General features: G+C 43.9%; 21 protein-coding genes and 4 pseudogenes. 3 read left to right on the forward strand and 22 right to left on the reverse strand.

What is annotated here, in order from left to right; genetic code table 11:
- Window positions 1-921 (forward strand): IS66 family transposase (locus tag DWZ76_RS14275; protein ID WP_118473023.1); only part of this gene is annotated, 921 nt, incomplete at its 5' end.
- Between the two features lie 397 nt (window positions 922-1318).
- Here the strand turns inward: DWZ76_RS14275 and DWZ76_RS14280 are convergent.
- From DWZ76_RS14280 to DWZ76_RS14365, 17 genes and pseudogenes are all read right to left on the reverse strand, one after another.
- A complete protein-coding gene (locus DWZ76_RS14280) occupies window positions 1319-2020 on the reverse strand; it encodes a hypothetical protein (RefSeq protein ID WP_118468480.1) in 702 nt (233 codons plus the stop codon).
- Window positions 2020-2226, reverse strand: a complete 207-nt coding sequence (locus tag DWZ76_RS14285; protein WP_118468482.1) for a hypothetical protein — start codon at window positions 2224-2226, stop codon at window positions 2020-2022. The genes DWZ76_RS14280 and DWZ76_RS14285 overlap by 1 nt, the downstream gene beginning before the upstream one ends.
- A gap of 21 nt (window positions 2227-2247) precedes the next feature.
- Window positions 2248-2712, reverse strand: coding sequence for a hypothetical protein (locus tag DWZ76_RS14290; RefSeq protein ID WP_118468484.1), 465 nt, complete (start codon window positions 2710-2712; stop codon window positions 2248-2250).
- 13 nt (window positions 2713-2725) lie between these two features.
- Window positions 2726-4762: pseudogene (locus tag DWZ76_RS15140) on the reverse strand (HaeIII family restriction endonuclease).
- Complete coding sequence (locus DWZ76_RS14305; protein ID WP_118468590.1) at window positions 4731-4916, reverse strand: DUF1778 domain-containing protein; 186 nt, start codon at window positions 4914-4916, stop codon at window positions 4731-4733. Before DWZ76_RS14305 ends, DWZ76_RS15140 begins: the two are co-directional and overlap by 32 nt.
- A 51-nt stretch (window positions 4917-4967) precedes the next feature.
- A complete protein-coding gene (locus DWZ76_RS14310; protein ID WP_118468487.1) occupies window positions 4968-5471 on the reverse strand; it encodes a helix-turn-helix domain-containing protein in 504 nt (167 codons plus the stop codon).
- A 236-nt stretch (window positions 5472-5707) separates the two neighbouring features.
- Window positions 5708-6211, reverse strand: a complete 504-nt coding sequence (locus DWZ76_RS14315; RefSeq protein ID WP_207663587.1) for a recombinase family protein — start codon at window positions 6209-6211, stop codon at window positions 5708-5710.
- A complete protein-coding gene (locus tag DWZ76_RS15145) occupies window positions 6205-6411 on the reverse strand; it encodes a recombinase family protein (protein WP_207663374.1) in 207 nt (68 codons plus the stop codon). Before DWZ76_RS15145 ends, DWZ76_RS14315 begins: the two co-directional genes overlap by 7 nt.
- Window positions 6412-6576: 165 nt before the next feature.
- Window positions 6577-7338, reverse strand: coding sequence for a hypothetical protein (locus DWZ76_RS14320; protein ID WP_118468489.1), 762 nt, complete (start codon window positions 7336-7338; stop codon window positions 6577-6579).
- A 612-nt stretch (window positions 7339-7950) separates the two neighbouring features.
- Complete coding sequence (locus tag DWZ76_RS14325; RefSeq protein ID WP_107001346.1) at window positions 7951-9204, reverse strand: ATP-binding protein; 1254 nt, start codon at window positions 9202-9204, stop codon at window positions 7951-7953.
- A 425-nt stretch (window positions 9205-9629) separates the two neighbouring features.
- Window positions 9630-10525, reverse strand: a pseudogene (locus DWZ76_RS14330) (radical SAM mobile pair protein B).
- A complete protein-coding gene (locus DWZ76_RS14335; RefSeq protein ID WP_118468493.1) occupies window positions 10513-11202 on the reverse strand; it encodes a radical SAM mobile pair protein A in 690 nt (229 codons plus the stop codon). The pseudogene DWZ76_RS14330 and the gene DWZ76_RS14335 overlap by 13 nt, the downstream one beginning before the upstream one ends.
- Window positions 11199-11636, reverse strand: coding sequence for a radical SAM mobile pair system MarR family transcriptional regulator (locus DWZ76_RS14340; protein ID WP_118468495.1), 438 nt, complete (start codon window positions 11634-11636; stop codon window positions 11199-11201). The genes DWZ76_RS14335 and DWZ76_RS14340 overlap by 4 nt, the downstream gene beginning before the upstream one ends.
- A gap of 120 nt (window positions 11637-11756) precedes the next feature.
- A pseudogene (locus DWZ76_RS14345) lies at window positions 11757-11954 on the reverse strand (helix-turn-helix domain-containing protein); the annotation flags it as partial.
- Window positions 11953-12164 (reverse strand): annotated as a pseudogene (locus DWZ76_RS14350) (plasmid segregation actin-type ATPase ParM); the annotation flags it as partial. The pseudogenes DWZ76_RS14345 and DWZ76_RS14350, both read right to left, overlap by 2 nt.
- Before the next feature lie 41 nt (window positions 12165-12205).
- Window positions 12206-12796, reverse strand: a complete 591-nt coding sequence (locus DWZ76_RS14355) for a Fic family protein (protein WP_333491456.1) — start codon at window positions 12794-12796, stop codon at window positions 12206-12208.
- A gap of 543 nt (window positions 12797-13339) precedes the next feature.
- Entirely contained in the window at window positions 13340-16186 is a 2847-nt protein-coding gene (locus DWZ76_RS14365; protein ID WP_118473048.1) for a TetM/TetW/TetO/TetS family tetracycline resistance ribosomal protection protein, read from the reverse strand.
- 355 nt (window positions 16187-16541) lie between these two features.
- Between DWZ76_RS14365 and DWZ76_RS14370 the strand changes: the two genes are divergently transcribed.
- Window positions 16542-17912 (forward strand): MATE family efflux transporter, encoded by a 1371-nt coding sequence (locus tag DWZ76_RS14370; RefSeq protein WP_118473026.1) that lies wholly within the window; start codon window positions 16542-16544, stop codon window positions 17910-17912.
- A 193-nt stretch (window positions 17913-18105) separates the two neighbouring features.
- Here DWZ76_RS14370 and DWZ76_RS14375 read toward each other — a convergent pair whose 3' ends face one another.
- The 3 genes from DWZ76_RS14375 to DWZ76_RS14385 form a co-directional block, all read right to left on the reverse strand.
- Window positions 18106-18963, reverse strand: a complete 858-nt coding sequence (locus DWZ76_RS14375; RefSeq protein ID WP_118473027.1) for a DUF975 family protein — start codon at window positions 18961-18963, stop codon at window positions 18106-18108.
- A gap of 276 nt (window positions 18964-19239) precedes the next feature.
- Window positions 19240-19884, reverse strand: coding sequence for a cytidylate kinase-like family protein (locus tag DWZ76_RS14380; protein ID WP_118473028.1), 645 nt, complete (start codon window positions 19882-19884; stop codon window positions 19240-19242).
- A 30-nt stretch (window positions 19885-19914) separates the two neighbouring features.
- On the reverse strand, window positions 19915-21204 hold the full coding sequence (locus DWZ76_RS14385; RefSeq protein ID WP_022359915.1) for a galactokinase family protein: 1290 nt from the start codon (window positions 21202-21204) through the stop codon (window positions 19915-19917).
- Window positions 21205-21749: 545 nt separating this feature from the next.
- Between DWZ76_RS14385 and DWZ76_RS14390 the strand changes: the two genes are divergently transcribed.
- Window positions 21750-22688 carry a TIGR01212 family radical SAM protein gene (locus DWZ76_RS14390; protein WP_118473029.1) on the forward strand — a complete coding sequence of 313 codons (939 nt, stop codon included), beginning with the start codon at window positions 21750-21752 and terminating at the stop codon, window positions 22686-22688.
- Window positions 22689-22690: 2 nt separating this feature from the next.
- Here the strand turns inward: DWZ76_RS14390 and DWZ76_RS14395 are convergent, their stop codons facing one another.
- Both DWZ76_RS14395 and DWZ76_RS14400 read right to left on the reverse strand, forming a co-directional pair.
- Window positions 22691-23851 carry a CapA family protein gene (locus tag DWZ76_RS14395; protein WP_182431336.1) on the reverse strand — a complete coding sequence of 387 codons (1161 nt, stop codon included), beginning with the start codon at window positions 23849-23851 and terminating at the stop codon, window positions 22691-22693.
- Window positions 23852-24019: 168 nt separating this feature from the next.
- Window positions 24020-24862, reverse strand: coding sequence for a DegV family protein (locus DWZ76_RS14400; RefSeq protein WP_118473031.1), 843 nt, complete (start codon window positions 24860-24862; stop codon window positions 24020-24022).
- Between the last annotated feature and the right edge of the window lie 3 nt (window positions 24863-24865).

Below are 24865 nucleotides of genomic sequence, written 5' to 3' on the forward strand. Positions count from 1 at the left end.
ATCCGGCTGGGAGAAGAATATCTCGCCGTTTTGTATGATCACCTTCATTCGCTACTTTACAGCTATCATGTCATCCAGGCTGATGAGACACCGGTATTGGTAAAACGGGATGGTCGCAGTGCCGGTTCCAAGAGTTATATGTGGGTGTACCGTTCTGACCACATGTATCCGGAAAAACAGATCATCCTTTATGAGTATCAGCGGACAAGAAATGCCTTTCATCCCCGGGAATTCCTAAAGAATTATTCCGGCATTTGCGTGACGGATGGCTATCAGGTCTACCATACACTGGAAAAAGAACGTGAAGACCTGACGATAGCCGGGTGCTGGGTCCATGCCCGCAGGCGCTTTGATGAAGCGCTTGCAGTAGTACCGAAAGAACGCCAAAAAGAATCCGCATCCTATCTGATCTTAAAGCAGATCCAGACGATCTACAGAAAAGAAGGAAAGCTAAAGGAGCTCTCATCGGAAGAACGGCTTTCCCAGCGTCAGGTGGCTATAAAGCCACTGGTAGACGCTTTGTTCGTGTACCTAAAGCAGCATGAAAGCGAGGTCGGAACAGAAAAGCTGAAGGATGCTTTCAGTTACGCTCTAAATCAGGAAAAATATCTCCGGGTTTTCCTGACAGATGGGGATGTCCCTATGGATAATAACGCCTCTGAGCGCGCGATCCGCGGATTCTGTGTTGGAAAGAAGAACTGGCAGATGATCGATACGATCAATGGTGCGAAATCATCCGCGATTATTTACAGCATCGCAGAGACGGCAAAAGCGAATAACCTAAAACCATACGAATACTTTGAACACCTTCTGACAGAGATCCCCAAGCGCATGGATGACAGCGACCGGTCATTCTTAGATGACCTGCTTCCATGGTCGAAAAAGTTGCCGGACGTTGTCAGAAAACTGAAAAAGCAATGAAGTAGAGCCGCGGAAGCGGCTTTTAGCTTATAGGGTACTTGGTATGGAGCGTTTACGAATAGCAAGGTATTTCTGATTATATTTCTGCAAAAAAATACGCATAAAAACTGTGTTTTTTCTATTGTTTTACACACGGTTTTTATGCGTATTTCGGTACTATCCGGCAAAACAAAATCGGCTAAAGAAGCGGTATTCTATGGGAATTTTCATATAATATGGATTCTGTGGGTATCCCCCTGTTTAATTCTGCGAAAATTCGCACGTAGGGGACCATCGGTCTTCAGGCAGAAATACTGTAGAGATTTGGATACCCCACTATTTTTTAAAATATTCCTCACATTCTTCTTGGCTTAAATAACTGACAAATTTTATTTACAGTTGTTCCAATCAAACTATATTATTCTTGTATACTGGATGCGATATTAGATTCTTTTATTCTATTTCCATCTCCAATATTTACGCTATTGTCGTTAAATATTATTACTTGTAATTGCTTAACTATTTCTATTCTCTCATCTTTAGATTTTGAGTCTATATCTATGTCTAAATCATCTAATACTCCAAACTCTTTTTCCAAAAGAATCAAAGCATCAAGTAATCTATTTTCTATGGTAGATAAAATATTATGAATACATTGACTTGAGATTTCAACCATTGCCGATGTAATCATCATATATGGATCTTTATTATAGTGTACTATTACTGGAAAAAAATCTGCATTAATCTGTTTTCCTAATTGTATACTTGATGAATCACATTTTTCCACAAGTTGTCTTAATGCTTCTACTCCCTCTCGAAAACTAACATTTAGCAAAGAATCCTGTAAATCTTCCGGCATCTTTCCTAATGGAATTGAAACATGATTCCATGTCATATGTGATGCCATTGAACCTTTAAAATATGACCCCATAAGACTTCCACGTACTATTCTATATGTAGGTATCTTTGCATCCTTAGGATATCCTGTTATCTCATTATTAATCCAAGTATTTAATTCAACATTATCAAACCCAGTTAATAACACCTTTGTTCTTTTAAGTGCTATAAGCGTATCCACAGTCCCGTTTGCAAGTTCCTTGATAATTTTACTTTTTGGCATTAAAACACCCCCTCTATCAAATTTACAATTCTATCCCAGAATGAAAATAATAATACAATCCCCGCCACTAAAGAAATCAGGAATCCACATATTACAGGATGCTTTTCATAAAATGATTTCTTAACAGATTGATCATCATTAATCTCAAGTCTTTCCGCAATATTAGCATTTTTAATTTTATTATTATCACCAATGTTAATCGACATATCACATTCTCCTATTTATAATTAATGAACACAAATCTGCTCAGATGCAATTCTATTAAAGCTATGTATCAAATGCACTTTTTGTATTTTTATATGTTTATTAATATATTCCAATAATTCCGTCCCATCCAAATACATGTACATCTGCGGTGCAACAAATCCCGGAACGGCATGTCTTAAATCATCAAGTGAAATCTCTGTGGTTTCTTGAAATTCATCAATTTCCATAGCGTATCGATATGATTCTTGATATTTTTCAATACGTGCAACAGCATCTTTATCATTTTTAAACTCTTCTCTCCAGTCAGATAATAGATGTCGCTTACCTAAATATACTATACCTGTAACTGCCTTAACGGGCGAACTAACATACATATATGCCATAATTGGCTCATCCGGGAAATTTCTTCTATGTTCAAATATTTTCTTCCCAGACTTTATTTTCTCGTATACCTCCGGCTTGAAGCTTAAAAGCATTTTTCTCATTTACGCTACCGCCTTAATTCCACTTACATTCTATATTAAGAACTTCTATTGGCATACTAATAAACTGAACATCAAACTTAAGACTTGGTTCAACTTTTGTACTTGCATTGTGAATTCTGAAACTAAGCTGCCAACCATTATCGAGATACATTTCTACTGTATTATCACTGTTAGGCTTAAATTCAAGTGCTACAAGTCTTGTAGGTAATTTCACAATAGGTACTGTGATTGCAGATACCTTGTTCTTTGCAGGCTTATTCAACGTATCGTGCATATTAAATGTATGAATCATTGTAAGTCTCTTGCTATCCTTACTCACAACTTTATAATAATCTTCAATTCCAATTAAATATTCAATCATTTTTCTTGGCATTGTATTGTCTTTCTCATTTGCTCGATTCACTTCATCAATAAAAGCCTGCAACAATGGGATATACACATTCTGACTCTTGTTCCCAATTTCAGACCACTTTGTGCCATTATCTTTTTCCTGTTTTAAAAAGTTAAATATTGGTTCAACTGCATTCCAATATTCATCAGAACAAGGCATATCAAACCATTCATTTCCAAAATCTAATTTATAGCTTAATCTGCTATGCTTAACCGCATCATGATTGTGCTTAATACTTAAGCCAATCTCCCATTCAATATCTTTTCTCTTTATTACAATATCTCTAACATCACCTTTTATGCCTTGACCATCCTTTTGGAATTCAAGAGTAAGCTCATCATTATCCATTTCAGCCATTCTTGGCTCAAGTTCTAATACTGTATTAACTGCAGCTCCAGCAGATATCATAAATGTTTCTTGCATATCTTCATCCATTAAAGACCATGCTTTTTAATTTGCTATCAAACTTGAATTTTCAACAATTCTTGTTTTCCTTAACTCAGCTATTGCCTTATATAAAGTTTGAATCCATGCATATTCATATGCTCTACCCTGATCATTACTCTTTGTACTCACTTTTTTCTCATTAACCTCCTTAGCATCAATAGCATCTCTATCAATTTCAACAGCCGTACCCTTTCCCTCAAGATACAATTTTATTGCTGTAGCAATCTCATATGCTAAATTCACTGGAACAGCATTACCAATCATTTTATATGCAGTATTTGTATCATTGTATATAAATTTAAAATCATCCGGAAATCCCTGTACTCTTGCAACTTCACGAATTGTCATTCTTCTGTAAAGATGTTCTTTTCCTTCTACAAATCTACAATCGTTAGTTCCAACTTTTACCATCTTAGGAGCCTGTGGATGTAACTGACATTGACGTCCAGATGCCTGAACTGTAAACGCTTGTTCATCCCAGCCTTTAACACGATTACGACTCATAAATATAGGTGAATAAGCACCTGTGAAATATTCGTTATTATTTATCGCTTTTGGATTATGTCGATTCTTTTCTCCTGAAGGAACTGCCATATCCTGCAAATCCCAAATTATATCACGTAAGGTAATCTTCTTAGAATCATCTTTAGTGGACCCCTTCGGAAAACCAAAGTCTATATTCAAATCTTTTCTAAACCCTATGTAAAATACTCTTTTCCTTTCTTCTGCAACACCATAATCTTTAGCATTAACCAATGTAAAAGAAACATCATATCCTGCCTCATCAAATAATTCTAAAATATTCTGAACCGCAATTGAATGTCTATTTGCAAGCATTCCACTTACATTTTCCGCTAAAAAAAACTTTGGCTGGAATTCTTTTAATATTCTTATATAATCAAAAAACAACTGACCTCTTGCATCCTTAATTCCCTTAAGAGATCCTGCTTCCGACCATGACTGACAAGGCGGTCCCCCTATGATGCCATCCACTTCTCCATCTATATATTGTGCTATATCATCTCTTGTAACCTGTCTGATATCCCCCTCTATTAAATGTGTATTAGGATGATTGACCTTAAACGTTTCCCATATTGTTTTATCAAATTCATTCGCTACAGGTATATTAAATCCAGCTTTCTCAAATCCTAAATCAAGTCCTCCACAACCACTAAACAAGCTAATTACATTCATCGAATTTTGCTCCTTCATTCTCGTTCTTTTTTATTATTTTCGCTGCCTCGATAAGTGCTGTCCTTCGTACAAATTCGCTATACGAAGCATATGCCTCTAATCTAGCTGCCTGCTTGAATTTATCTAATTCTTCTTCGCTCACTCGTATGCTTATTGATATTGATTTTTTCACTATTTGACACCTCCGACTACTCATCATTCTACCTTCTATAGTATGTCATTGTCAATACTTTGTTGCACAAACAGGTGTTCTTTTGTAGCATTTAATACTGGAATATAAAAAGCTCCGGCTAATCCAATTACAGATTAGTCGGAGTAATGTGAAAACTTTTATATATCTGTTTTCTTCAAAGTTTTTAATTCTGCTATATACTGTCTGCCGACTTACTCCAAAAGTATTTGCAACTTTTGTAACCGCTATGCCAATCAGATACAGCAGATACAATCTTTCTTCATCTACGCTCTTTCTGTATTCCTCATTATATTGATACAGTTGCTCCGCTGTTTCGAGTATTTTCCCTTTTCTCTCTTTGCAGTACTCCACAAATTTTCTGTCATTGTAATAGTTCTCCATAATCCAGACTGCTACTGCACTTTTGCTAATGGGATTTTCATTTTCATCCACGAACTCGCTAATTGAATCTTTCTTCTGATATAGTAGCTTTATGGATAATTCGTCACAAAACATCTCGTCATATAGAACCCAAACCTTTTCCAATGTTTCCATATTCGCTGCACGTTCCTTCCTGCTCACATTTTTTTCAAAATTTCTAATTACTATGTAATACCATCCATGCCCTTCTGAATGCTGTTTCTTTCCTGCCCACTGCTATTCTTCTACTTTTGCTGTCAGTACAATTTCCTATCAACAGTCCGTTCCACGTTTTTTCTGCTCCTGCAATTTATCATATAACAACTGCAATCTTTCCAAAATGATAGCAATGTCAAGACACATATTATTTTCTATGAAAGTAACGGTTCATACTCTCCCACGCTCTCAATACCGTCGTAATTGTAATATCCTCTATAAAAATTCTCTTTATCAAGAATACGCTTCACAAGCATAGCGTTAAAGTCAGCACCTTTTCTGCCCTTGTGTCCTTCCATTTTCATAAACTCTGCTATGCTTTTCAGCGTCATATCTGGAAAACTCTGCTTAATCTCAAATACTCTCCGTACCGCTTTTGCCTCTGTTGCATTTACATATAATTTTTTGCCACCACGCAGACTCTCATAACCAAACGGAGCGCCACCACCTGCATAACCACCGCCCTTGGCTTTCTGCAATCGTCCACGTTTTAATTTCAATGCTATCTCCAACCGCTCATACACATCCAAAAGTTCAAACATCCCATTTACAAAAATTTCGTTTGGATTTTGCGTGTAGATTGAATAATTCGGTCTGTCAATCGCTTTAATATCCACATTGTTCTTTTTGAGTTCTCTGTGTAGCAGAACCTTTACCAAGTCTGACCGCCACGCTCAATGCTCATTTCGTCCTCGTTGGCTTTCGCTCCGCTGATACCCTCGTCCTTGAATATTCCTACCAAGTTGTAACTTTTGGAACTGCAATATTTTTCAATTTCCGCACGTTGCTCCGCTAGGGAATATCCTTGTTTGACCTGTCCCTCTGTTGACACCCTTATGTAGCCATATACATTTTCCATGTAACCGAACCTCCGTTATAAAAATTTATTTTATAACAGCAATTTCATTTCCGGTTATTAAACTGGATAACAACTATTTTATTAACCCCTCTTAAAATAACTAGAAACCATCAACTTTCATAGATACTTTTTTTAATAGCAAAATTTCTTATATGTATATTCCATTTATTCACTACTCCGTCTTTTGGAAAATAAATTACGTTTCTCAACCGTAATCATTGGTTCACCATAGTAATCAATCCTAACTATATCACTTTCTTTAATTCTTATTTCTTCATCATACCCATTTACATATCTGTTTACAATTATCCATTCTCCATGCTTCCTTATACTTCCAGCCTCGGCAAATTGAGCCCTTTCACTCCCCTTTACATAAATATCCGCATATCTATTATCCAAAATGAAAGCCACATCACAATAATTGAGCAAACAGATTATCCAAACCATTAACAATATAATAAATATACCCTCTACTATCCAAGAGTATTTTTTCGAAACATCTGCCAACAAAGAAATTGCATATATTAAGTAAAGTGTAATTACAAGTTTCCTCTTTAGCTTACCATCCTGCCAAAACTCAATTTTACTATTATAACTTTTGCAATTTCTAAAAGTGATTATAGCATTGATTCCTAAATACCAAATTCCACAAATAATATATGAAAAAACCACACCTTTCCAATAACAAAGCATTTTTTTAGCCACAAGTGTAATCAGCAAATTTATCGCCATCATTTTATAAATTTTTATTATAATATCTGGAAAAGTTGGTATTTTTCTACATTTCAGCATCCAATACCCCAATTCTTTATTCTTTTCCTTAAGATCACGCTCGTTTTTTACCCATCCCAACAGAACTATAACTATAGGTATTACCACATAATACATTATCTCACTATCAAATATCTTTAGTAAAATTTCTTTCATCTCTCTAAATTCCTCTTTTCATATACTTATTAAAACAAAATAAGTAAATCATAGGTAAAAACTTAATTACAAAATGTTCAAAAGCCCTATTTTACTACATTCTAACCATTTTATTATAGACTGCCGTGGCAAACCATGAGCACTTTTATTTTTTCTCGCATAGCTTGGTATAACCTCTATTTTCCTTGTATTTACAAGGGTTCTATCTATTTCTCCTTAGAACCCTATCTCGATATATCTTAGCATATTATTTCTTACTCTTAGTAGGTAAAAGCTGTACAAATGGCTGTAAATTTTACCACTCGTACAGCAGCCCTATTTTTTCTCCCAGTGTTATACCGCACTCACTCTTTTTGATGGTGTATAAATAAAGTTGACAGCCTATTCTCAAGGATTTCATAGTATAATCAAGAGAATAAGGAGGTGCCCAACTATGGCACGAAGTCAACGTAAGTACACCATTTGTAAACGCATAAGTTCCGCCGCAAATTATCCAGAAGTACAATCTCTCTCATGATTTGTGCAGGAAGCCATTGCACAATTAACTGCACCTAATGCAAATGAACCTTCTGCTTTTTTAATTTCCGAAACATTACTTTGGAAATTAAAGTCTTATCTAATGATATATTTTGTGCCTTTGCCTTTTCCTTCCACTGCAATCACACCTTTTTGACACATTTCTTTTAGCAGCTTTATTGTCTTTGATTTACCGAAAGGTACATATGGTGCAACTTCGCTGATTGGCTTCAACATCGTCTTGCTTAAAAGTTTATAGATCACGATTTCGTCTTCTGTCAGATCCGCATTTTTTTCAAATATCGGAAGCACAATTTCTATCGCATTTTCTGAAACTTCAAAATCCGGTTTTATCAAACTTTCTGCATACAGTTGTTTTATTCTTGTAATTCCCGTTCCGAATATCTCTACAAATCCCAATCTGTAAAATACATTGGCAAGATTTCTATTTCTTAAAACAGAAAGTTTACCAGACAGATATTCTTCCTCTGTGATTCCAGACGGCAATCCGCCAGGAGAAACTATTTCAATTCGATCATCAAACATCGAAACTCTGATTTGCGAATTCACGTCCCACACTCTATGAATCAGAGCATTGGCGATTGCTTCCCGGAAAGCAGCTTCCGGTACTTTTTCCATCTTCTTTCGATCAGCACCTTGTATTACTTCATATTGGTAATAGTCTCTGAATACATCGATTGCCTTTTCATAAACCTCTAAAACCGATATATTTTCAAAAGTCGATCTCTTTTGAATGATGCTGATATTTTCTCCAAATTTGACAATATCGATTCCCGGAAAATGATTTTTATCTGCCAAAAGCCCTGCTGCATTATTGAATCCATTTACATCGTCATATAAGTTCAATGTCTTCAGTGTGTCCTTATCAAAATTTTCAATCCGGACAGTCTCTTTCAGCTTACGATGTAAAATTTCAAAGGACAGCTCCTGATCTTTGCAAGGCAATTCTTCAAATCGAATATTTTTTCCATCCAATACAAGCCTTGAAAATTCCAGAGTATCTACCTCTATCGTTGCTGTATCATTCCGCTTGTATGCTTTCGATTTATATAGATACGGCTTCTGTAATCCGCTTTTCACAGTAAGCTTTATCGTCTGGTCATTATTCTGTACCTCAAGCGTATAATCCGGCTGCGGTGTAATGCTGTCATTGATTTTATTTTCAATATCCAAGCAGGCTTGTTTTACATCCGGCAAACCTTTTATATTTCCATCATCATCCACTCCAAAAAAGATGGTTCCGCCGTCATAATTTGAAAAAGCACTGACTGTTTTTAAAAAAGTGTTGGTAATCGTTTCCTTGAACTCTAATGTTCTTGTTTCACGCATATCAATCGCCTCCATTTCTGTCTTATATATTATATGCAGAAATGCGCAAAAAAGCAATCGTATTTTTTTACGATTGCTTTTTTGATTACTTTTTGTTGTGTGCTCATAAATAAACTTTCTTTCTATACTGATTGCCCAAAGATTCCTGAATTGGTGAAACAATGTTTTTCCAATTTGAGCATGAGTAAATGCCTTATAGTAAGTGCGTTATCCTCTGCTTTTCCAAATGACTTTCCAATCTTTTGTGTGTATCGGCTAATTAAAAGTATTTATTTACAAAAATGCACAGTTCCCGATAAGCTAAGAACTGTGCATTTCTTTTTTCTTCAATTTTACAATTTCTCTATTTTTCAAACAAGAACTTCTCGATTTCAAATGGCGATAAATAAATCTCTCCACCATCATCAGTTTAATTTTCGTTTAGATTAACGATTTCTTTTTCCTGTATTCTCTGTCCCTCGGATTTCCTCATGATAGAAATAATCTACGATCACCGGATGTCCCTGCGGGACTCTGCCATAAGGCATTTCATTATCCACAAATGGGCACTCATACTTCTTGGCCATTTCCTCAGCTTTTACTTCAAGTGCTTCAAAGTAGCTGCGGTTATGCTTGTTATAGATCTCGTCGTAAACTGGTACAAGAAAAGGATATTTTCCGGCGATATAATCCATAATTGTCTTTTTGAAACCGCCTCGAAGATTGAGATTTTCGAGACAGAACAGATCGCACTGATCCTTTACCCGCTCAAAGATTGCTTCAAAATTCGTGATACCGGGAAATACCGGAGATACGAAACAGACTGTACGGATACCTGCTTCATAGCAGCGATACGGCGCTCAATGCTAGAAGCAGAGTCCATATCGTTCTTGAAATTTTCATCTAGTGTGTTGATCGACCATGAAACGGTTACTCGTCCAAGCTTCTTCAGCAGATCAATATCTCGTACCACAAGATCCGACTTTGTGCAGATCAGAATATCTGCGTCACTGCCGATCAGCTGCTCCAGAAGTTTTCTGGTATTCCCGAATTGCTCCTCCTGTGGATTGTAGCCATCTGTCACAGAACCGATGACCACCCGCTGTCCGGCATATTTCTTCGGATTCTTAATTTCCGGCCAATGCTTCACATCAAGGAAAGTGCCCCATTCCTCCTTGTGTCCGGTAAAGCGCTTCATAAAAGAAGCATAGCAATACTTGCAGGCGTGTGTACAGCCTACATATGGATTGACCGAGTAACCGCCTACAGGCAGACTGGACTTGGTCATGATGTTCTTTGTTTCCGCCTCATTAATGAGGATTCCATTTATTACTTCTGCCATGATCTCTGTACCTCCAACACTTTATTGAATTCATCCGGCATTTCCTGAATCATATTTTCATTCCCTATGATAGGGACAAGATCTTCCTTCATAAATACCGGAATGTCAAGCGCATGCGCCTGATCTGTCAGAGACCATGCCCACTCCGGCTCCGTATGAACCTTCCTGCTCTGAACTCCAGTCATGGTGCCGACAACGATCCAGTTGATCCCGGAAAGATCAACTGAACCTGGATTGTCGAATAGCGGCTCAAAGGTAACATGATAGTGTTTTGCTCTGACATTTTCCCGTAGTGCGTCAATACGCCACAGTTCTGCTTTTCTCGTCACCGTAACACCAAACCATGCGTTTTCCAAATCTGTATCAAAATCCAGCAGATCTGGTCGCTTTGTAAGGAACAGGAACTGATGCTGTGGATTTTCACGGATTTTTTCAAATACCTCGTCTCTCCATTCTGACTTCCAGCCGGAAAGATCGCTCATGCCGGTAAGAAGAAAGTTCTGCGGACGTTTCTTTTCCATCATCTTGAGCTTACCCGGAAAGAATTCAGGGTCAGCAAAGTCATCAATCATATGCCAGCGTTTCACATTATTGCGGGCGTAGCAATATGCACACCCCACTGTACATCCGATGACGATATTCATGTTTTGAATCTGATCTTTGATACAAATACTCATGATTTCTGCCACTCCTCAAGATTCTTTCTGATACGGTCGAGGTATTCCTCAAACTGGGTAATTTCTTCCTCCGAAAAACCTTTGTAGTAAATACTGCCCATTTTATCAGATACAGAATCGTATTCGTCCTTTAAGGCATGTGCTTTTTCAGTCAGAAACAGGAGTGTTTTCCTTTTGTCCGTTTCAGACTGAACGCGTCTTATCAGCCCTTTATTTTCCATTCTTTCCAGCATCGTAGTAAGAGAAGTTATCGCTAATCCACATTTAATCGAGAGTGATCTGATTGAGATTCCATCTTCCTGCCACAGCACATAAAGAATACGCCCCTGGGCTCCGTTAAACGCATCAATATTCTTTTCGCTGAGAATCTTCTCAAAGATTCGATCTCCAAGTTGTTTTATTTTGGTAACAAGAAATCCGCCATTCATTTTCATACAAAAACTCCTATATAGTATTTTATCAAATAATACTATATAGGAGTTTTACTGTCAACAGTTTGTATGTCTAAGTAGAAGTAAATTCCGATTGTTCGAGCTTTTCAAATACTAACGTACTTAATTCTGTTCAATAAGTGATTTATAGTAGTTACCAAAGTCAGCAAGTGAATTAACAATTGGAAGCATTTTTGCTCCGAGTTCCGTTAATCCGTATTCAACTCTCGGTGGCTGCTCATGGTAATCGTGGCGATATGCCAGTCCATCACTCATCATTTGTCTTAAACTATCTGTCAAAACCTTTTGTGAAATACCATTTGACCTCCTGCCTTACAGTTCCAATCTTGTAGTACTTTCCCTCATACTCAAGTACATCACCAAAGAGTGCCGGAGTTGTTGTTATCTCCTTAACTCCTGTGACAAATACCTGAGATATTGTTTTCATCATCGACCAGCCATGATCAATGCCCATTACTTCTAATCTGTTATCTGCGATACTGACTTGGATTTTCGGTTTTGATATAACAGCGCTGCCTTATCCCACCGCTAAATTGGTATAAAAATAAGAACTAAATTAGTGCTAACCCCTTGATTTTACTGGGTTTCTCTAACTTTGTCCTTATTATAACATCATCATCCTGGAACGGATGAATCCGCTCAAACTTCACATGAAAGTCCAGAATGTCCTCAAAGGTCTTTTCTTCTTTGGCATTATATTCCATCAGCAATACCTTCATTTTATCGGCAACTTCTTCCGGAAGGGCGGTATCCATACCGCCGACTTCATTCGGAAGTTTCTCATAATCGCCAACCGCATACCAATCTTTTCTGGAATCGCTGGTGCCGTTCTTCAAAACCAAGTGAAGCTCTTTGATGAATTTTTCCGTCAGAGCTGCTTTTGCATGATCAATGATCATGTCAATGCAGCAGAAGTGATTTGCTGTTTCAATCACATCATCCACGTTCAGCACTTCTTTTTCTACACCGATGGTGCTGGTTTCAAAGATATATCGGGGCTGATCGTGGGTCATTCGGCTTCCTTCTATATGGTTGGAATAGTATGTCAAATCAATCTGTGTTTTGTGGTAGATCCCTCCGGAGTATTTACTTGCCTTCTGCTCTTTCAGAATATCCAACAGTGTAACACTTTTTGCCGACATATGAAATGCAATTTCTGGATACAGAACGCCGGACTCCATCGAAAATGAAGTCCGGCAAGGTATTATCTATATACGGTTTCTCTTCAATTTTTTGAAACTTGCTTTTAAGGAGTATATACAGTTTATGCTACAGATGCAGGGCAAATCTGAAAAGCAGCGGTGACGAAACTGAGAGCACGCTTCTCATACAAAGGCATCTGACTCCTATCAGACCCAACCTTAAATATCCTATTAACCTCCGCCCAAAGAGAAACAGGGATTTCATGTATCGAGCAACTCAAATCTCATCCCTATTATATTTCTTAACGTGACCGATGTGCATTCTGTCTTTTCGTCATACCTTAAAATATTTTTGCAGCACATGTGAGTATTTTCCTTGTAATGTACAATGCAGATTTTTCTGCATATTCCCTTAACTGAACCATGCTTTCCGCCATCGAAACCGGCAGCCTGAGCGCAGCGGCGGCAGAACTGATGGAATTTACGCGGAAGGATCTGATTCATGCCTTCGAGTAATTTATACGAAAATCCGCTTTTTATACATTACTCGTCCTTCTTCACCTGCTGCAGCACCTCCTCCGGCACCGAATCCAGCAGATAATTTTTATGTCCGCTATGCGGTCGGTTGGTATGCTCACGTGTCTGATTCTTCACACGGTCTACCTCTTCCTCAAAATCCCGCGCCGAATACAGCCCGCAGCCCTGCCCACGGATGATGATCTGTTCCAGACGGTCGGAGGTCGCTACCATCACCGTATATTTCCGCCCATTTTCATGGGCAAATTTCTCGATGTACTGGTCAGCTGTCTCCGCCTCTTTCGTAAAGACTACATGAATGTTGTGGTAATCCGTCACCTCCGTCCGGTGTCCCTGCACCCGGTAGGCGTCGAACACCGCTATCACCTCGATACCGCGGCTTCCCTGATAATCGCAGAGAATATCCAGCAGCTTACCACGGGCGCTATCAATGTTGATCTTCGCCAGCTCATTTAACTCATCCCAGGAGAAAATAATGTTGTAGCCATCTACCAGCAAGTATTCCCGTACCGCCGATGCCATTTTCCCTTTGGAGCCGCCGGTTCTGCTGCCCGCTCCGCCACTTTCCGGCGCTTTGCCTGCATGTTCCAATTTTCCTGCATTTCCAGCCACAGAACTTCCCGATTTTCCTTCACTTCCAGATGCCAAAGTTTCAGCTGTCCCGACTTTCGAATCGCTCTTCTGTCTCACCGCTTCCTGCCTCCGCGCCGTCTCTCCGTACACTCCGGCACCATAGGTTTCCGCCGGGCGTTTGCTCTTTCCGCCCCACCGGCGTTTTCCGCCGTCTTCCTTTTTATTTGCATGGTAGGTGCGAGCGAGAATCGCATCGACCTCGTCCGTTCCGATCCACATTTCTTCCGAAGCGCCGCCGCCCTGTCCATCCGAGGAGCGCGCACCCAGCTCAGGGATCGCATCCATCCGCCGTTTTCCATTGGAATCGCCCAGGCAGCTTTCCAGATGCATGTAATCTTTGACCTCATCCCAGTTGACGACAAATCCCGCTCCGTGCGTACAGAAAACAGATCCGCTCGGGTTTGCCAAATCCGCATCCGGATCATACCCGGCTGCCGCAATGATTTCTTCTTCATTGTGGCACGGTCCGTAGCCATCGAGCGTGCAGATCATCTGTCCCAATCCGCCCGTGTACGCCGTCACCTCCGTCTGATATCCATCGAGTGCCGATACCGGGGCACGTCCGGTTAATATTGCCTGCCCGTCCTCCAGCGCCGGTCCCTCAAAAACGGCAAACCGCCGCTCCAGGTCGGTCATCGCACGTCCTACCATCTTGTCCGGTATCGTCAAATGAAAAGCATAAAACGGTTCCAACAACACCGAATGCGCCTGCATCACCCCCTGACGAACCGCCCGATACACGGACTGTCGGAAATCGCCGCCTTCTGTATGTTTCACATGGGCACGTCCCGATTTCAGCGTAATTTTCATATCCGTGATCGGCGCCCCGATCAGAACGCCCCGGTGTATCTTTTCTTCCAGATGCGTCAGCACCAGCCGCTGCCAGTTTTTACTTAAAATATCTTCGCTGCAATCGGTATCAAACACCAGCCCGCTGCCCGGCTCTCCCGGTTCCAGAAGCAGATGTACCTCCGCATAATGGCGCAGCGGCTCAAAATGCCCGACGCCCTCGACCGTATCGGTGATCGTTTCTTTATATACAATGCTGCGCCCGCCAAACCGGACATTTACCCCAAAACGCTCTGCAATCAGGCTTTTCAGAATCTCCATCTGGATCTCGCCCATGATCTGGGCGTGAATCTCTTTCTTTTCTTCCTCCCAGACAATATGAAGCTCCGGCTCTTCTTCCTCTAATTGAAGCAGTTTCGGCAGCATCGCCGCCGCATCCACATCCTCCGGAAGTTCGACGCGATACGTCAAAACCGGCTCCAGCACCGGTTCCGCGCCCATTTCACAGACTCCAAGCCCCTCGCCCGGTTTCGTGTGCAAAAGTCCCGTTGCCGCACAAATCATACCCGCCGGTGCCTCGCTCACCGCCTCATACTTATCGCCTGAATACAGGCGGAGCTGATTTACCTTTTCCTCGCCGATCCGGTCTTTGACATGCAGCACGCCGCCCGTGATCTTCATATAAGTCAGGCGTTCGCCCTGGCTGTCGCGCACAATTTTAAATATTTTCGCCCCAAATTCGTCTGGATATGCCGGTTCCAGCGTATACTCTTCCAGACCGCGCATAAATTCTTCCACACCCGTATTTTTGAGCGCCGAACCGAAATAGCACGGAAACAGATCCCGGCTGGCAATCCGGCTGCGGATCGCATCTTTAGACACCTGTCCCGTCTCCAGAAATTCCTCCAATTCCGCTTCGCCGCTGACTGCTGCCTCTTCATAGAAACTTTCCGTCCCGTCCGCACCAAAATCAACGAAGTTGCCGCCCAGCGACTCTTTTAGGTCGCGCAGGACCTCCTGTTCCCGTCCCGGCGCCAGATCCATTTTATTGATAAAAAGGAACGCCGGAATCTGGTAGCGCGCCAGCAGCCGCCACAGCGTCCTTGTATGCCCCTGCACGCCGTCTGAACCGCTGATGACCAGCACCGCATAGTCCAGCACCTGAAGCACCCGCTCCATTTCCGCTGAAAAATCCACATGTCCCGGCGTGTCCAAGAGCGTCACATCCATATCATCCCATGCAAGCCGCGCCTGCTTGGAAAAAATCGTGATTCCGCGCTTTTTCTCCAATTCATATGTGTCCAGGAACGCATCGCCCTTGTCCACCCGCCCCAGATGGCGGATCATGCCGCCCGCATAGAGCATCGCCTCTGATAATGTTGTCTTCCCCGCATCTACGTGCGCCAGGATTCCCACCGCCAGTCTCTTCATGTATGTTACCCTCATTTCCGTTCTATATGAAAAAGAATGTGCCTTGGCACATTCGGTCGTCTCGCGCGGTCGCTTGCGACATGTTTCTGCTTCGCGCGAGTGCGCATCCTCGCGAAGCGTTTTTTGTTTCATAGGACGTAATTTCCTATGAAATAAAAATCACTCTACCCGTTATGATACCATGTATGTCACTGATTGTAAAATACCGCGTGCTGACCAGCCCGCTTCTATATCACAAAAAAAGTGCCTCTATTTTACTTTTTTTCGTGATTTTTCGGATTGCCAATTTTATGTATTTCTTATAAAATCTACTCTCAGAGTTTTATAATCGTTTTTTAGAAAGGATGTTTTTTCTATGAGCCGCTCTTCGCAACGCTCTACCATAAAAGATATGACAAACGGGAGCCCGGCAAAGCTGATTCTGGGCTTTGCGGTTCCGATGCTGATGGGACTTCTGTTCCAGCAGTTTTACAGCATGGTCGATACGATCATTGTTGGAAAATTTCTCGGTGTCGATGCACTGGCTTCGGTCGGTTCCACCTCCGCCATCAACTTTATGATTAACGGTTTCGTCATCGGCGTCTGCACCGGGTTTTCCATTCCGGTTGCACAGCGGTTCGGCGCACAGGATTACAAGGACATGCGCCGTTTCGTCGCTAATGCCGGATGGATCGCCTCCTGTTTTGCCGTGGTCATGACCGTGATCGTCTGCCTGATGACACGCCAAATTCTCGTCTGGATGCAGACGCCGGACAATATCATTGACGGCGCGTACAGCTACATTTTCTTCGTATTCGCCGGTATCCCGGCAACCTACCTGTACAATACGCTGGCGGGCATCATCCGTGCGCTCGGCGACTCCAAAACGCCGGTCTATTTCCTGATTTTATCCAGCCTTTTAAACATTGCGCTGGATCTGCTTTTCATCGTACAGATCGGAATCGGCACCGCCGGAGCTGCCTATGCAACTGTTATCTCTCAAGCAGTATCCGGTATTCTCTGCCTGATCTATATGAAGAAAAAATTTGAAATCCTGCATATGCACCATGAGGAAACGCGCATCAGCGGCAGACACATTTACATTCTCTGCAAAATGGGTGTGCCGATGGGACTCCAATACTCGATCACCGCGATCGGCTCGGTTGTCATCCAGACTGCCATCAACTCCTTAGGTTCCATCGCAGTTGCCTCCGTCACCGCAGGTCAGAAGATCGGCATGTTCTTCTGCTGCCCGTTTGACGCACTGGGCGGCACGATGGCAACCTACGCCGGACAGAACGCCGGTGCCGGGAAGGTAGACCGCATCCGCCAGGGCGTCCGGTCCGCAACTCTCATCGGCGGCATCTACTCCATTGCGGCGTGCATCGTGCTGACCGTGTTTGGCGGCGTGATTCCGCTTCTCTTCGTCGATGCCTCGGAAACAGTTGTAATCCATCAGGCGCATCAGTTCCTGACCTTCAACTCCCTGTTCTACATACCTCTGACAATCGTCAATGTATGGCGTTTCACGATTCAGGGAATGGGCTACAGCCTGCTCGCCATCCTGGCAGGTGTCTGCGAAATGATCGCCCGCGCCATGGTCGGCTTCCTGCTGGTGCCGATCTTTGGCTACATCATCATCTGTTTTGCCTCTCCGCTTGCATGGCTGCTCGCCGATGCCTTTCTGATTCCGGCATTCTTCTATTGCCAGAAACATTTGCTGTCTGAGAAAGCACGGATAGACTAAAACAAAATAAATAATACAACTCAAAAAAACTCCTCAGAAAGCTTTCATTTTGACTACTTTCTGAGGAAATTTTTGATTGCAGATTCTTATTTTGGGCTTTCGCCAATTTGATTTTCAAAGATTTTTATTGTTCCGTCTATCCTTACACAAGCACAGTTCTATGCAAATGATTTCATTTTTGTATAGGCAGAGTTCACGCATTTTCACTTTCCTCCGGCTCATTCTCACTCCACTTATCCTGCATTTCTATCTCTTCTATTTCCCTCTTCTCATCCCGCACGTCCCTATAAAATGCCGCAAATGCCGCCTCCTCATATGGGCGCAGAAACAGATAGCCAATATTGAGCGGTCCCATCAGCCCTGCCAGAAACAGCACTGCCAGAAACAGCACGGTCACACCACTGAGCCTTCCCTGTGTATACAAAAGAACCGCTGGTATTATATATTGAATGCTGCAGATCAGCCGCCAGCCGATAAAGCTAAAGGTCAGGCAGAATAAATTCCATTTTCTCCCATCCATCAGGCGGCGCGACTCGGTGATCGCCTCGTTAGCGGAATATTCTGGATGTTCCATCAGCACATATGGTGTCATCGCATAGCTGTACGTCTTTATAAACCCCGGAACGAAAAACAGGCAGGTCCAGCAATATATATAAAAGCCGCGCACAAATACCATCGCCACGCCATCTGTGATCCGCGAAAACTGGGAAAATAAATCAGAAAAGGACGCTTCCTTTTTCTCTGCCAGATTCAGATGGAAACGGGCGTATCCCATCTGCCCCGCACCTCCAATAATAACCACCATCAAGCCCCAGATAAGCAAAAGCACCCAGGGCAGAAGCATGCTGCGCATCGGAAATACCTGCGTCAGCACATTCTTCACTTCCGGTCGTGCCTGTATCACTTTTTGCAGATCTGATATTCCATCTAGCGCCGTATCGGCAATCTCCGCACCGATCAGGGACGCTGCTAATCCCGTTCCCATCGCAAGTTTCCAGTTTCCGCGCAGTGTCTCACGCGCCATTTGCCTAAATTCAGATGCACTTCTCATGCTTTCTCCTCCTTTCTTTCTGAAATCATTGTATCATTTTTCCATTTTGACCGTCAATATACCGCTTCAAACCGTAAATAATTTGTAATAAGGTCGTAATGATTCTACTGTCGTCAAAGGCAAATTCAGAATGCCGGAATTACTCTCCCAGTATTCTGGGAGCTGATTGAGCTGGCGATCCGCTGGCGCTTCTCATCTTCCAAATCTGCCCTGCTTCCCGCAATCTTTAGCTGAAATTTTTAGCCTGCATCACAGACAGGTTGTTTTCATTTTCCCCTACTTCATATACCCGCGCAGCTTCACATATTCCTTGATCAGCTCCGCCGTCTCGTCCAGTCCAAGGCGGGTCGTATTGATCGGAAGATCGTAGTTCTTCATATTTTTCCAGTCATTTCCAGTAAAATATTTATAATAATTCTTCCGCTCATTCTCAATCTTCCGGATGCGCTTCTTCGCTCTTTCTTCACTGATGCAGTCTACTTCCATAACGCGCTGTACGCGGCGCACACGGTCGGCATAGACAAAGATGCGGACCAGATTTTCGATCTCCTCGTCCTGATCCAGCACATAGCCAGCCGCACGGCCTACAAATACGCACGGTTCCTGTTCTGCCAGCTCCCGCATCACCATCGCCTGGAATTTAAACAGGTTATCCGGCGATGTCACATCGCCTTTCAGGGACGGCTTTCCGAACACATCTGCCTTCTTCGCGCCAGTCAGACGGTGAAGCAGGTTGTTTCCCGCTTTCTCATCCGCTAAACGGAAAAATTCCTCTCCGACCGCACTCTTCTCCGACGCCATCTTTAAGATCTCATCGTCGTAGAAATGAAGCCCCAGCTCCTCTGCCAGCTTGCGTCCCACAATACGTCCGCCGCTTCCGTACTCCCTCTCGATTGTGATAATCAAATTTTTATTTCCCATAAATTCCACCGCCTTTCCAGGTCCCAATTTTTAGATGCGCTCGCTCACGCAGATCGCGCCATGCGGGCGGATGCTCATGCGGTATACATTGCCCTCTCCGATCGCGTTTTCAATGTATTCTGTATACTCGTCCACCAGATCGTTCGGAATCATCGCCATGATAACACCGGCAAAGCCGCCGCCATGAACCCGGCATGCGCCGCGTCCTTTTTTCGCGATAAACAATTCCGTCAGCGCCAATGCAATGCTGATGCCCTGCTCCTGCACGTCTGCAGTCGTGTATACATTCTGAAGCCATTTCCAGGAAGAATTGCCCGAAGCTGTGATTCCCTCCAAAAAGGCAGCAAAATCATTTTCCCGAAGGGCCTTTACTTCCTGCTCCACTCTCTTATTTTCCTCAAAGAAATGGAACGCACGCATCACGGAACGGTCTCCCGCAAATGCACGCACTTTCGCCAGGTTTGCGATCACCTCTTCCTCGGAAATCTCCGCGCAGACCTCTTTGCCAAAGTACTGCGCTACTTTTTTCATCTCGTTTGGAACGGAAGAATAATCTGCGCTCAGATCCGCGTGGCCTTTTCCCGTATTTACAATCATCAGGCTGTGATCCTGCGCGCCGAAATCAAAATCAATCTTCTCCACAACCGGCGCTTCCGGATTTTTAAAATCGATCGTAATCAGACCGCCGACCGCGCATGCCATCTGATCGAGCAGACCCGACGCCTTGTTCCAGAACTTGTTTTCTGCATATTTTCCGATGTGGGCGTAGGTGACAACATCCATCTTTCCCTCGTTAAACATCGTATTTAACATAGAGCAGATCAGCATCTCATAGGAAGCCGAAGAGCTGACGCCCGCCGCGCTGATAACATTGCTGGTAATGTATGCGTCAAATCCGCCAACCTTGTATCCTCTCTCCTCAAAGCCCTTTAAAATGCCCTTTGTCAGGTCGATGGTGCCGCTCATACCCGTGCTCGGTTTCAGGTCGCTTAAATGGATGCTGAAATTTTGATGAAATGTCTCACTTAATATGCGGATCGTGTCGGTTCCGTTCGGTGCCGCCGCGCCGACGCAGTCCAGGTTAATGCTGCCCGCCAGCACCTTGCCATGATTGTGATCGGTGTGGTTGCCGCTGATCTCCGTCCGTCCCGGGGAAGTAAACAGCTTGATATCACGTTCCCCATATGTTTTCTCAAAGCGCTCTGCCACATAGCGGTAACGCGCCCGGTTCTCCTCCGCTTTCTCTGCCCCGTATAATTCTGCCATCAGCACTTTCGTTTTCTCAGATTCCAGCTGTTTCAGTGTTTCTTTGACTGACATATCCCTTCTCCTTTTCCCCAAATTGTTTGTTACTGTTCACGCATACGCGCCCAGTAACGGAATTTGCCGTGGCTTCGCATTTTAATACGGCAAATTCCTGCTGCCACCACGTTTTCTTACGGCACTTTCGGTTCCAAAAGTGCCTACCCGGGAACATTAACAATTGTTCCCTTTATATGATTATGATTTCAGATATTTTGATTCAATCTGACTTCTTGTATGTATTATATCATAACTCACGAACCCGCGCTATCGCGCTCTACCGCCCTGCTTCGCATGGCTGTTCGTTCGTTAATGGCGCAAGAAAAGAATATGTCTGCTTCGCAGCCGCATTCTTTTCTTCTGCGCTCATTATATCATTTTCCTCAAAATGCCTCAATACGATATTCTTTCGTGTATTTACAAAATGCTGTGGTTCTGGTAAGCTTTCATTTATATAGTAAAACACAGGAGTCCGTATGAAACAAACTACTCAAACATACCTATCATTACCCGAAACATTCCATCCTGCATCCACCGCCTCCGGCAAACATCCGGATTCCTCCATGCCCCGCTGCTACTCCGACGGTCGTCCCTACTATTCGTTAAACGCATGGCTGAAAGACCAATTTGGGCAGAAAATCTACAAGCTGGCGCTCGACGGCGGCATGACCTGTCCCAACCGGGACGGTACGCTGGGAACGGGCGGCTGCATTTTCTGCAGCCACGGCGGTTCCGGCGATTTTGCAGAGCCGGCTCACACCTCCGTGACCGAACAGATCGAAGCGGCAAAGGCGCGTGTCGCAAATAAAATAAAGGACGGAAAATATGTCGCATATTTCCAGTCCTACACAAATACCTATGCGCCTGTCTCCTATCTGGAGCCGCTTTTTTCCGAAGCAATCGCCCACCCGGACGTGGCCGCCCTGTCCATCGGAACCCGCCCGGACTGCCTGCCGCCGGATGTCCTGGAGCTTCTCGCCCGCTTAAACCGTCGAAAACCGGTCTGGGTGGAACTGGGACTTCAGACCATCCATGAGGAAAGTGCCGCGCGCATCCAGCGCGGTTATTCCCTCCCGGTCTTTGAAAATGCCGTCCGTGAACTGAAAGCCGCCGGTCTGACCGTCATCGTCCATGTCATTCTGGGGCTGCCTGATGAAACAAAAGCCCAGATGCTCGATACCGTCCGCTATCTGGCCGATTTCCAGCCCGCCATCGACGGCATCAAACTTCAGCTTCTCCACATTTTACGCGGCACGAAGCTGGCAGAGCTCTACGAACAATCACCTTTTCCGGTCTTTTCAATGGACGAATACATTGAGCTGCTGATCGAATGTATCCGCCTGCTGCCGCCCGATATGGTCATCCACCGGATCAGCGGCGATGGACCGAAAAAATTGCTGGTCGCACCGGAATGGAGTGGAAATAAGCGGGCGTTTTTGAATACGTTTTCCAAGGCACTGCGAGAAAGCGGGTGTTTTCAGGGGCAGGATTTCACGAATTGATTTTACTGCACCTGCACCTTTCCATTCTCATCAATCTGCACGCCGTCCGAAAGCCCCTGTATCTTCTGGTAAAACGCCTCTTTCTTCCCCACGTCCAGCTCTCTCGTATATCCGGCAGATGAAGTTGCAGGCACAATTGAAAGCGCCGTCTCTCCCTGTGCATCTACCGACGCCTGCACCAGCATTGTCTCCGGAATCGAACTTCCGAACACAAAATTTCCCAGACTGTACAGAATCCATTTTCCATGATACAGCTCAATCCCCTGCAGCACATGTGGATGGCTGCCAACCACCAGATCAGCGCCCGCGTCGATGTACTGATGTCCCATCTCCCGCTGGTACGCCTCTGGCTGCGTGTTCCGCTCGATACCCCAGTGGACATAGACAACCAGATAATCACACTCTTTCTTTACCTTCTGGATCTCCTGCACGACCGAAGCCGTGTCATACGCCGAAAACATACCCGGATGCAACGATCCTGCCGCCCATCCGCCCGTCGGAAAGACGCGCGACGCGCCCAGAAAGCCAATCTTTTTTCCATTTTTCTCAATGATCTGCGGCTGTTTCGCCTCTTCCAGATTTTTTCCCGCCCCAACATGCAAAATCCCGGCACTGTCCAGCGTATCGCACGTGTCCAGCAGTGCGTCCGTGCCGTAATCTAGCGCATGGTTGTTCGCCACCGTCACGATATCTGGTCCGATCTCCTGTAAAATAGACACGCGGGACGGCGATACCCGGAACGTAAACTGTTTATCCGCCGCCTGTGTTCCCCGGTCGCTGAACGGAAATTCCAGGTTTGCCATAAAAATATCAGACTCCGCGATCGTCTCCCGCAAGCTCTCTCCGAGGACGCCGCCGATACCTCCCATACGGTCGTAGGCATTTAAAACATGGTTGGAAAAATAGATATCTCCGGCAAACAGAAGCGAACACTCATTTGAATCATTTTCTCCCGGTTCTGACTCAAGTTTGCCAGATTCGTCCTGCCCCTGCATTTCCACCCTCAGTTCCGCGCCATCTACCTGTTCTGACTCCACCTGCCCGTCTATATCTGTTTCCGGATCAAGCGTTTCTTCCGATACCGTTTTGTCTTTTGGCTCCAATGAGATTGTCTCTTTCCATATGGAACCTCCCGCCTGGCATCCGCCAAGCAAAAGCGTCATTCCTGCCAAAATTGTCAAATTTCCAATTCTAGATAAAAGAAATGCCGTCCGGTATCTGAACGGCATTTTCGTGCATTTACTAAAAAATGTATGCTTCATTTTTCCTCAATCAATCGCAGCTGTCCGGCGTTTTCCACCTTTCCAGCTGTCATCACCCACTCTTTCTCCCTACAGTGTCATAATGATTCCGCCGTCGCCCGCATATACGGTTGCAACGCCAGCCGTATTCGTGATCACTACCTCACGGAAGTTTGCCCGTTTACACATGTTCTCTTTCACGTGCTCAGCACGTTCCGGGTTATTACAGTGTGCGATCACCAGACGTTTGCTTGCGGTATCGCCGCCCTCTTTGCACGCAATCTCCGCCATCCGGTCGAGCGCCCGGGTCATGCCGCGCGCCTGATCACGCTTGATGATCGTACCGCTGTCCGCGCCCATAACCGGCTTGATATTCAGCGCCGACGCGATAAAAGCCGTCAAACCGGTCAGACGGCCATTTTTCTTTAAGAAATCAAGCGTCTCAATGACGAAATACGTGTTCATCGAATCCCGATATGCCTCCGTCTGCCTGCAGATCTCCTCAAACGGAAGACCTTTCTCGCACAGTTCCCGGATGAACAGCGCAATATTTAACTCGCCCGCCGACGCCGACAGGGAGTCAATGACTGCAATCTTCTTTCCATCCGTTCCGTTCTCTTCCTCATAAAGGCGTTTTGCCAAAGCCGCCGAGTTGTAGCAGCCGCTCAGATGGTTCGAAAGCGTTACCACGAAAATATATTCTGCCTCGCCCTCAAATGCTTCCTTGAAGCTCTCCGGCGATGGACACGCCGTCTTCGGGCACTCGGGACTTGCCTTTACCTTTGCCAGAAACTCCTTCTGGTTAAATGTCTCATCATCCGTTACCTTGTAATCCCCTATCTGCAGGGTCAGCGGAATCATCTGAAAATGCGGATCCAATTTCAGTTCCTCCGTCAAATCCATGCAGCTATCACCAATAATTTTATATAACATAAC

Origin of the sequence: Clostridium sp. AF35-15 (genome assembly GCF_003477745.1) — a bacterium.
GTDB classification, from domain to species: domain Bacteria; phylum Bacillota; class Clostridia; order Lachnospirales; family Lachnospiraceae; genus Otoolea; species Otoolea fessa.

Excerpts from the sequence above, each read along its gene's own strand:
- DWZ76_RS14280 (WP_118468480.1), bottom strand. The coding sequence starts at position 2,020 with ATGCCAAAAAGTAAAATTATCAAGGAACTTGCAAACGGGACTGTGGAT.
- DWZ76_RS14285 (WP_118468482.1), bottom strand. The coding sequence starts at position 2,226 with ATGTCGATTAACATTGGTGATAATAATAAAATTAAAAATGCTAATATT.
- DWZ76_RS14290 (WP_118468484.1), bottom strand. The coding sequence starts at position 2,712 with ATGAGAAAAATGCTTTTAAGCTTCAAGCCGGAGGTATACGAGAAAATA.
- DWZ76_RS14310 (WP_118468487.1), bottom strand. The coding sequence starts at position 5,471 with ATGGAAACATTGGAAAAGGTTTGGGTTCTATATGACGAGATGTTTTGT.
- DWZ76_RS15145 (WP_207663374.1), bottom strand. The coding sequence starts at position 6,411 with ATGGAAAATGTATATGGCTACATAAGGGTGTCAACAGAGGGACAGGTC.
- DWZ76_RS14320 (WP_118468489.1), bottom strand. The coding sequence starts at position 7,338 with ATGAAAGAAATTTTACTAAAGATATTTGATAGTGAGATAATGTATTAT.
- DWZ76_RS14325 (WP_107001346.1), bottom strand. The coding sequence starts at position 9,204 with ATGCGTGAAACAAGAACATTAGAGTTCAAGGAAACGATTACCAACACT.
- DWZ76_RS14335 (WP_118468493.1), bottom strand. The coding sequence starts at position 11,202 with ATGAGTATTTGTATCAAAGATCAGATTCAAAACATGAATATCGTCATC.
- DWZ76_RS14340 (WP_118468495.1), bottom strand. The coding sequence starts at position 11,636 with ATGAAAATGAATGGCGGATTTCTTGTTACCAAAATAAAACAACTTGGA.
- DWZ76_RS14355 (WP_333491456.1), bottom strand. The coding sequence starts at position 12,796 with ATGTCGGCAAAAAGTGTTACACTGTTGGATATTCTGAAAGAGCAGAAG.
- DWZ76_RS14365 (WP_118473048.1), bottom strand. The coding sequence starts at position 16,186 with ATGAAGAGACTGGCGGTGGGAATCCTGGCGCACGTAGATGCGGGGAAG.
- DWZ76_RS14370 (WP_118473026.1), top strand. The coding sequence starts at position 16,542 with ATGAGCCGCTCTTCGCAACGCTCTACCATAAAAGATATGACAAACGGG.
- DWZ76_RS14375 (WP_118473027.1), bottom strand. The coding sequence starts at position 18,963 with ATGAGAAGTGCATCTGAATTTAGGCAAATGGCGCGTGAGACACTGCGC.
- DWZ76_RS14380 (WP_118473028.1), bottom strand. The coding sequence starts at position 19,884 with ATGGGAAATAAAAATTTGATTATCACAATCGAGAGGGAGTACGGAAGC.
- DWZ76_RS14385 (WP_022359915.1), bottom strand. The coding sequence starts at position 21,204 with ATGTCAGTCAAAGAAACACTGAAACAGCTGGAATCTGAGAAAACGAAA.
- DWZ76_RS14390 (WP_118473029.1), top strand. The coding sequence starts at position 21,750 with ATGCCCCGCTGCTACTCCGACGGTCGTCCCTACTATTCGTTAAACGCA.
- DWZ76_RS14395 (WP_182431336.1), bottom strand. The coding sequence starts at position 23,851 with ATGACGCTTTTGCTTGGCGGATGCCAGGCGGGAGGTTCCATATGGAAA.
- DWZ76_RS14400 (WP_118473031.1), bottom strand. The coding sequence starts at position 24,862 with ATGTTATATAAAATTATTGGTGATAGCTGCATGGATTTGACGGAGGAA.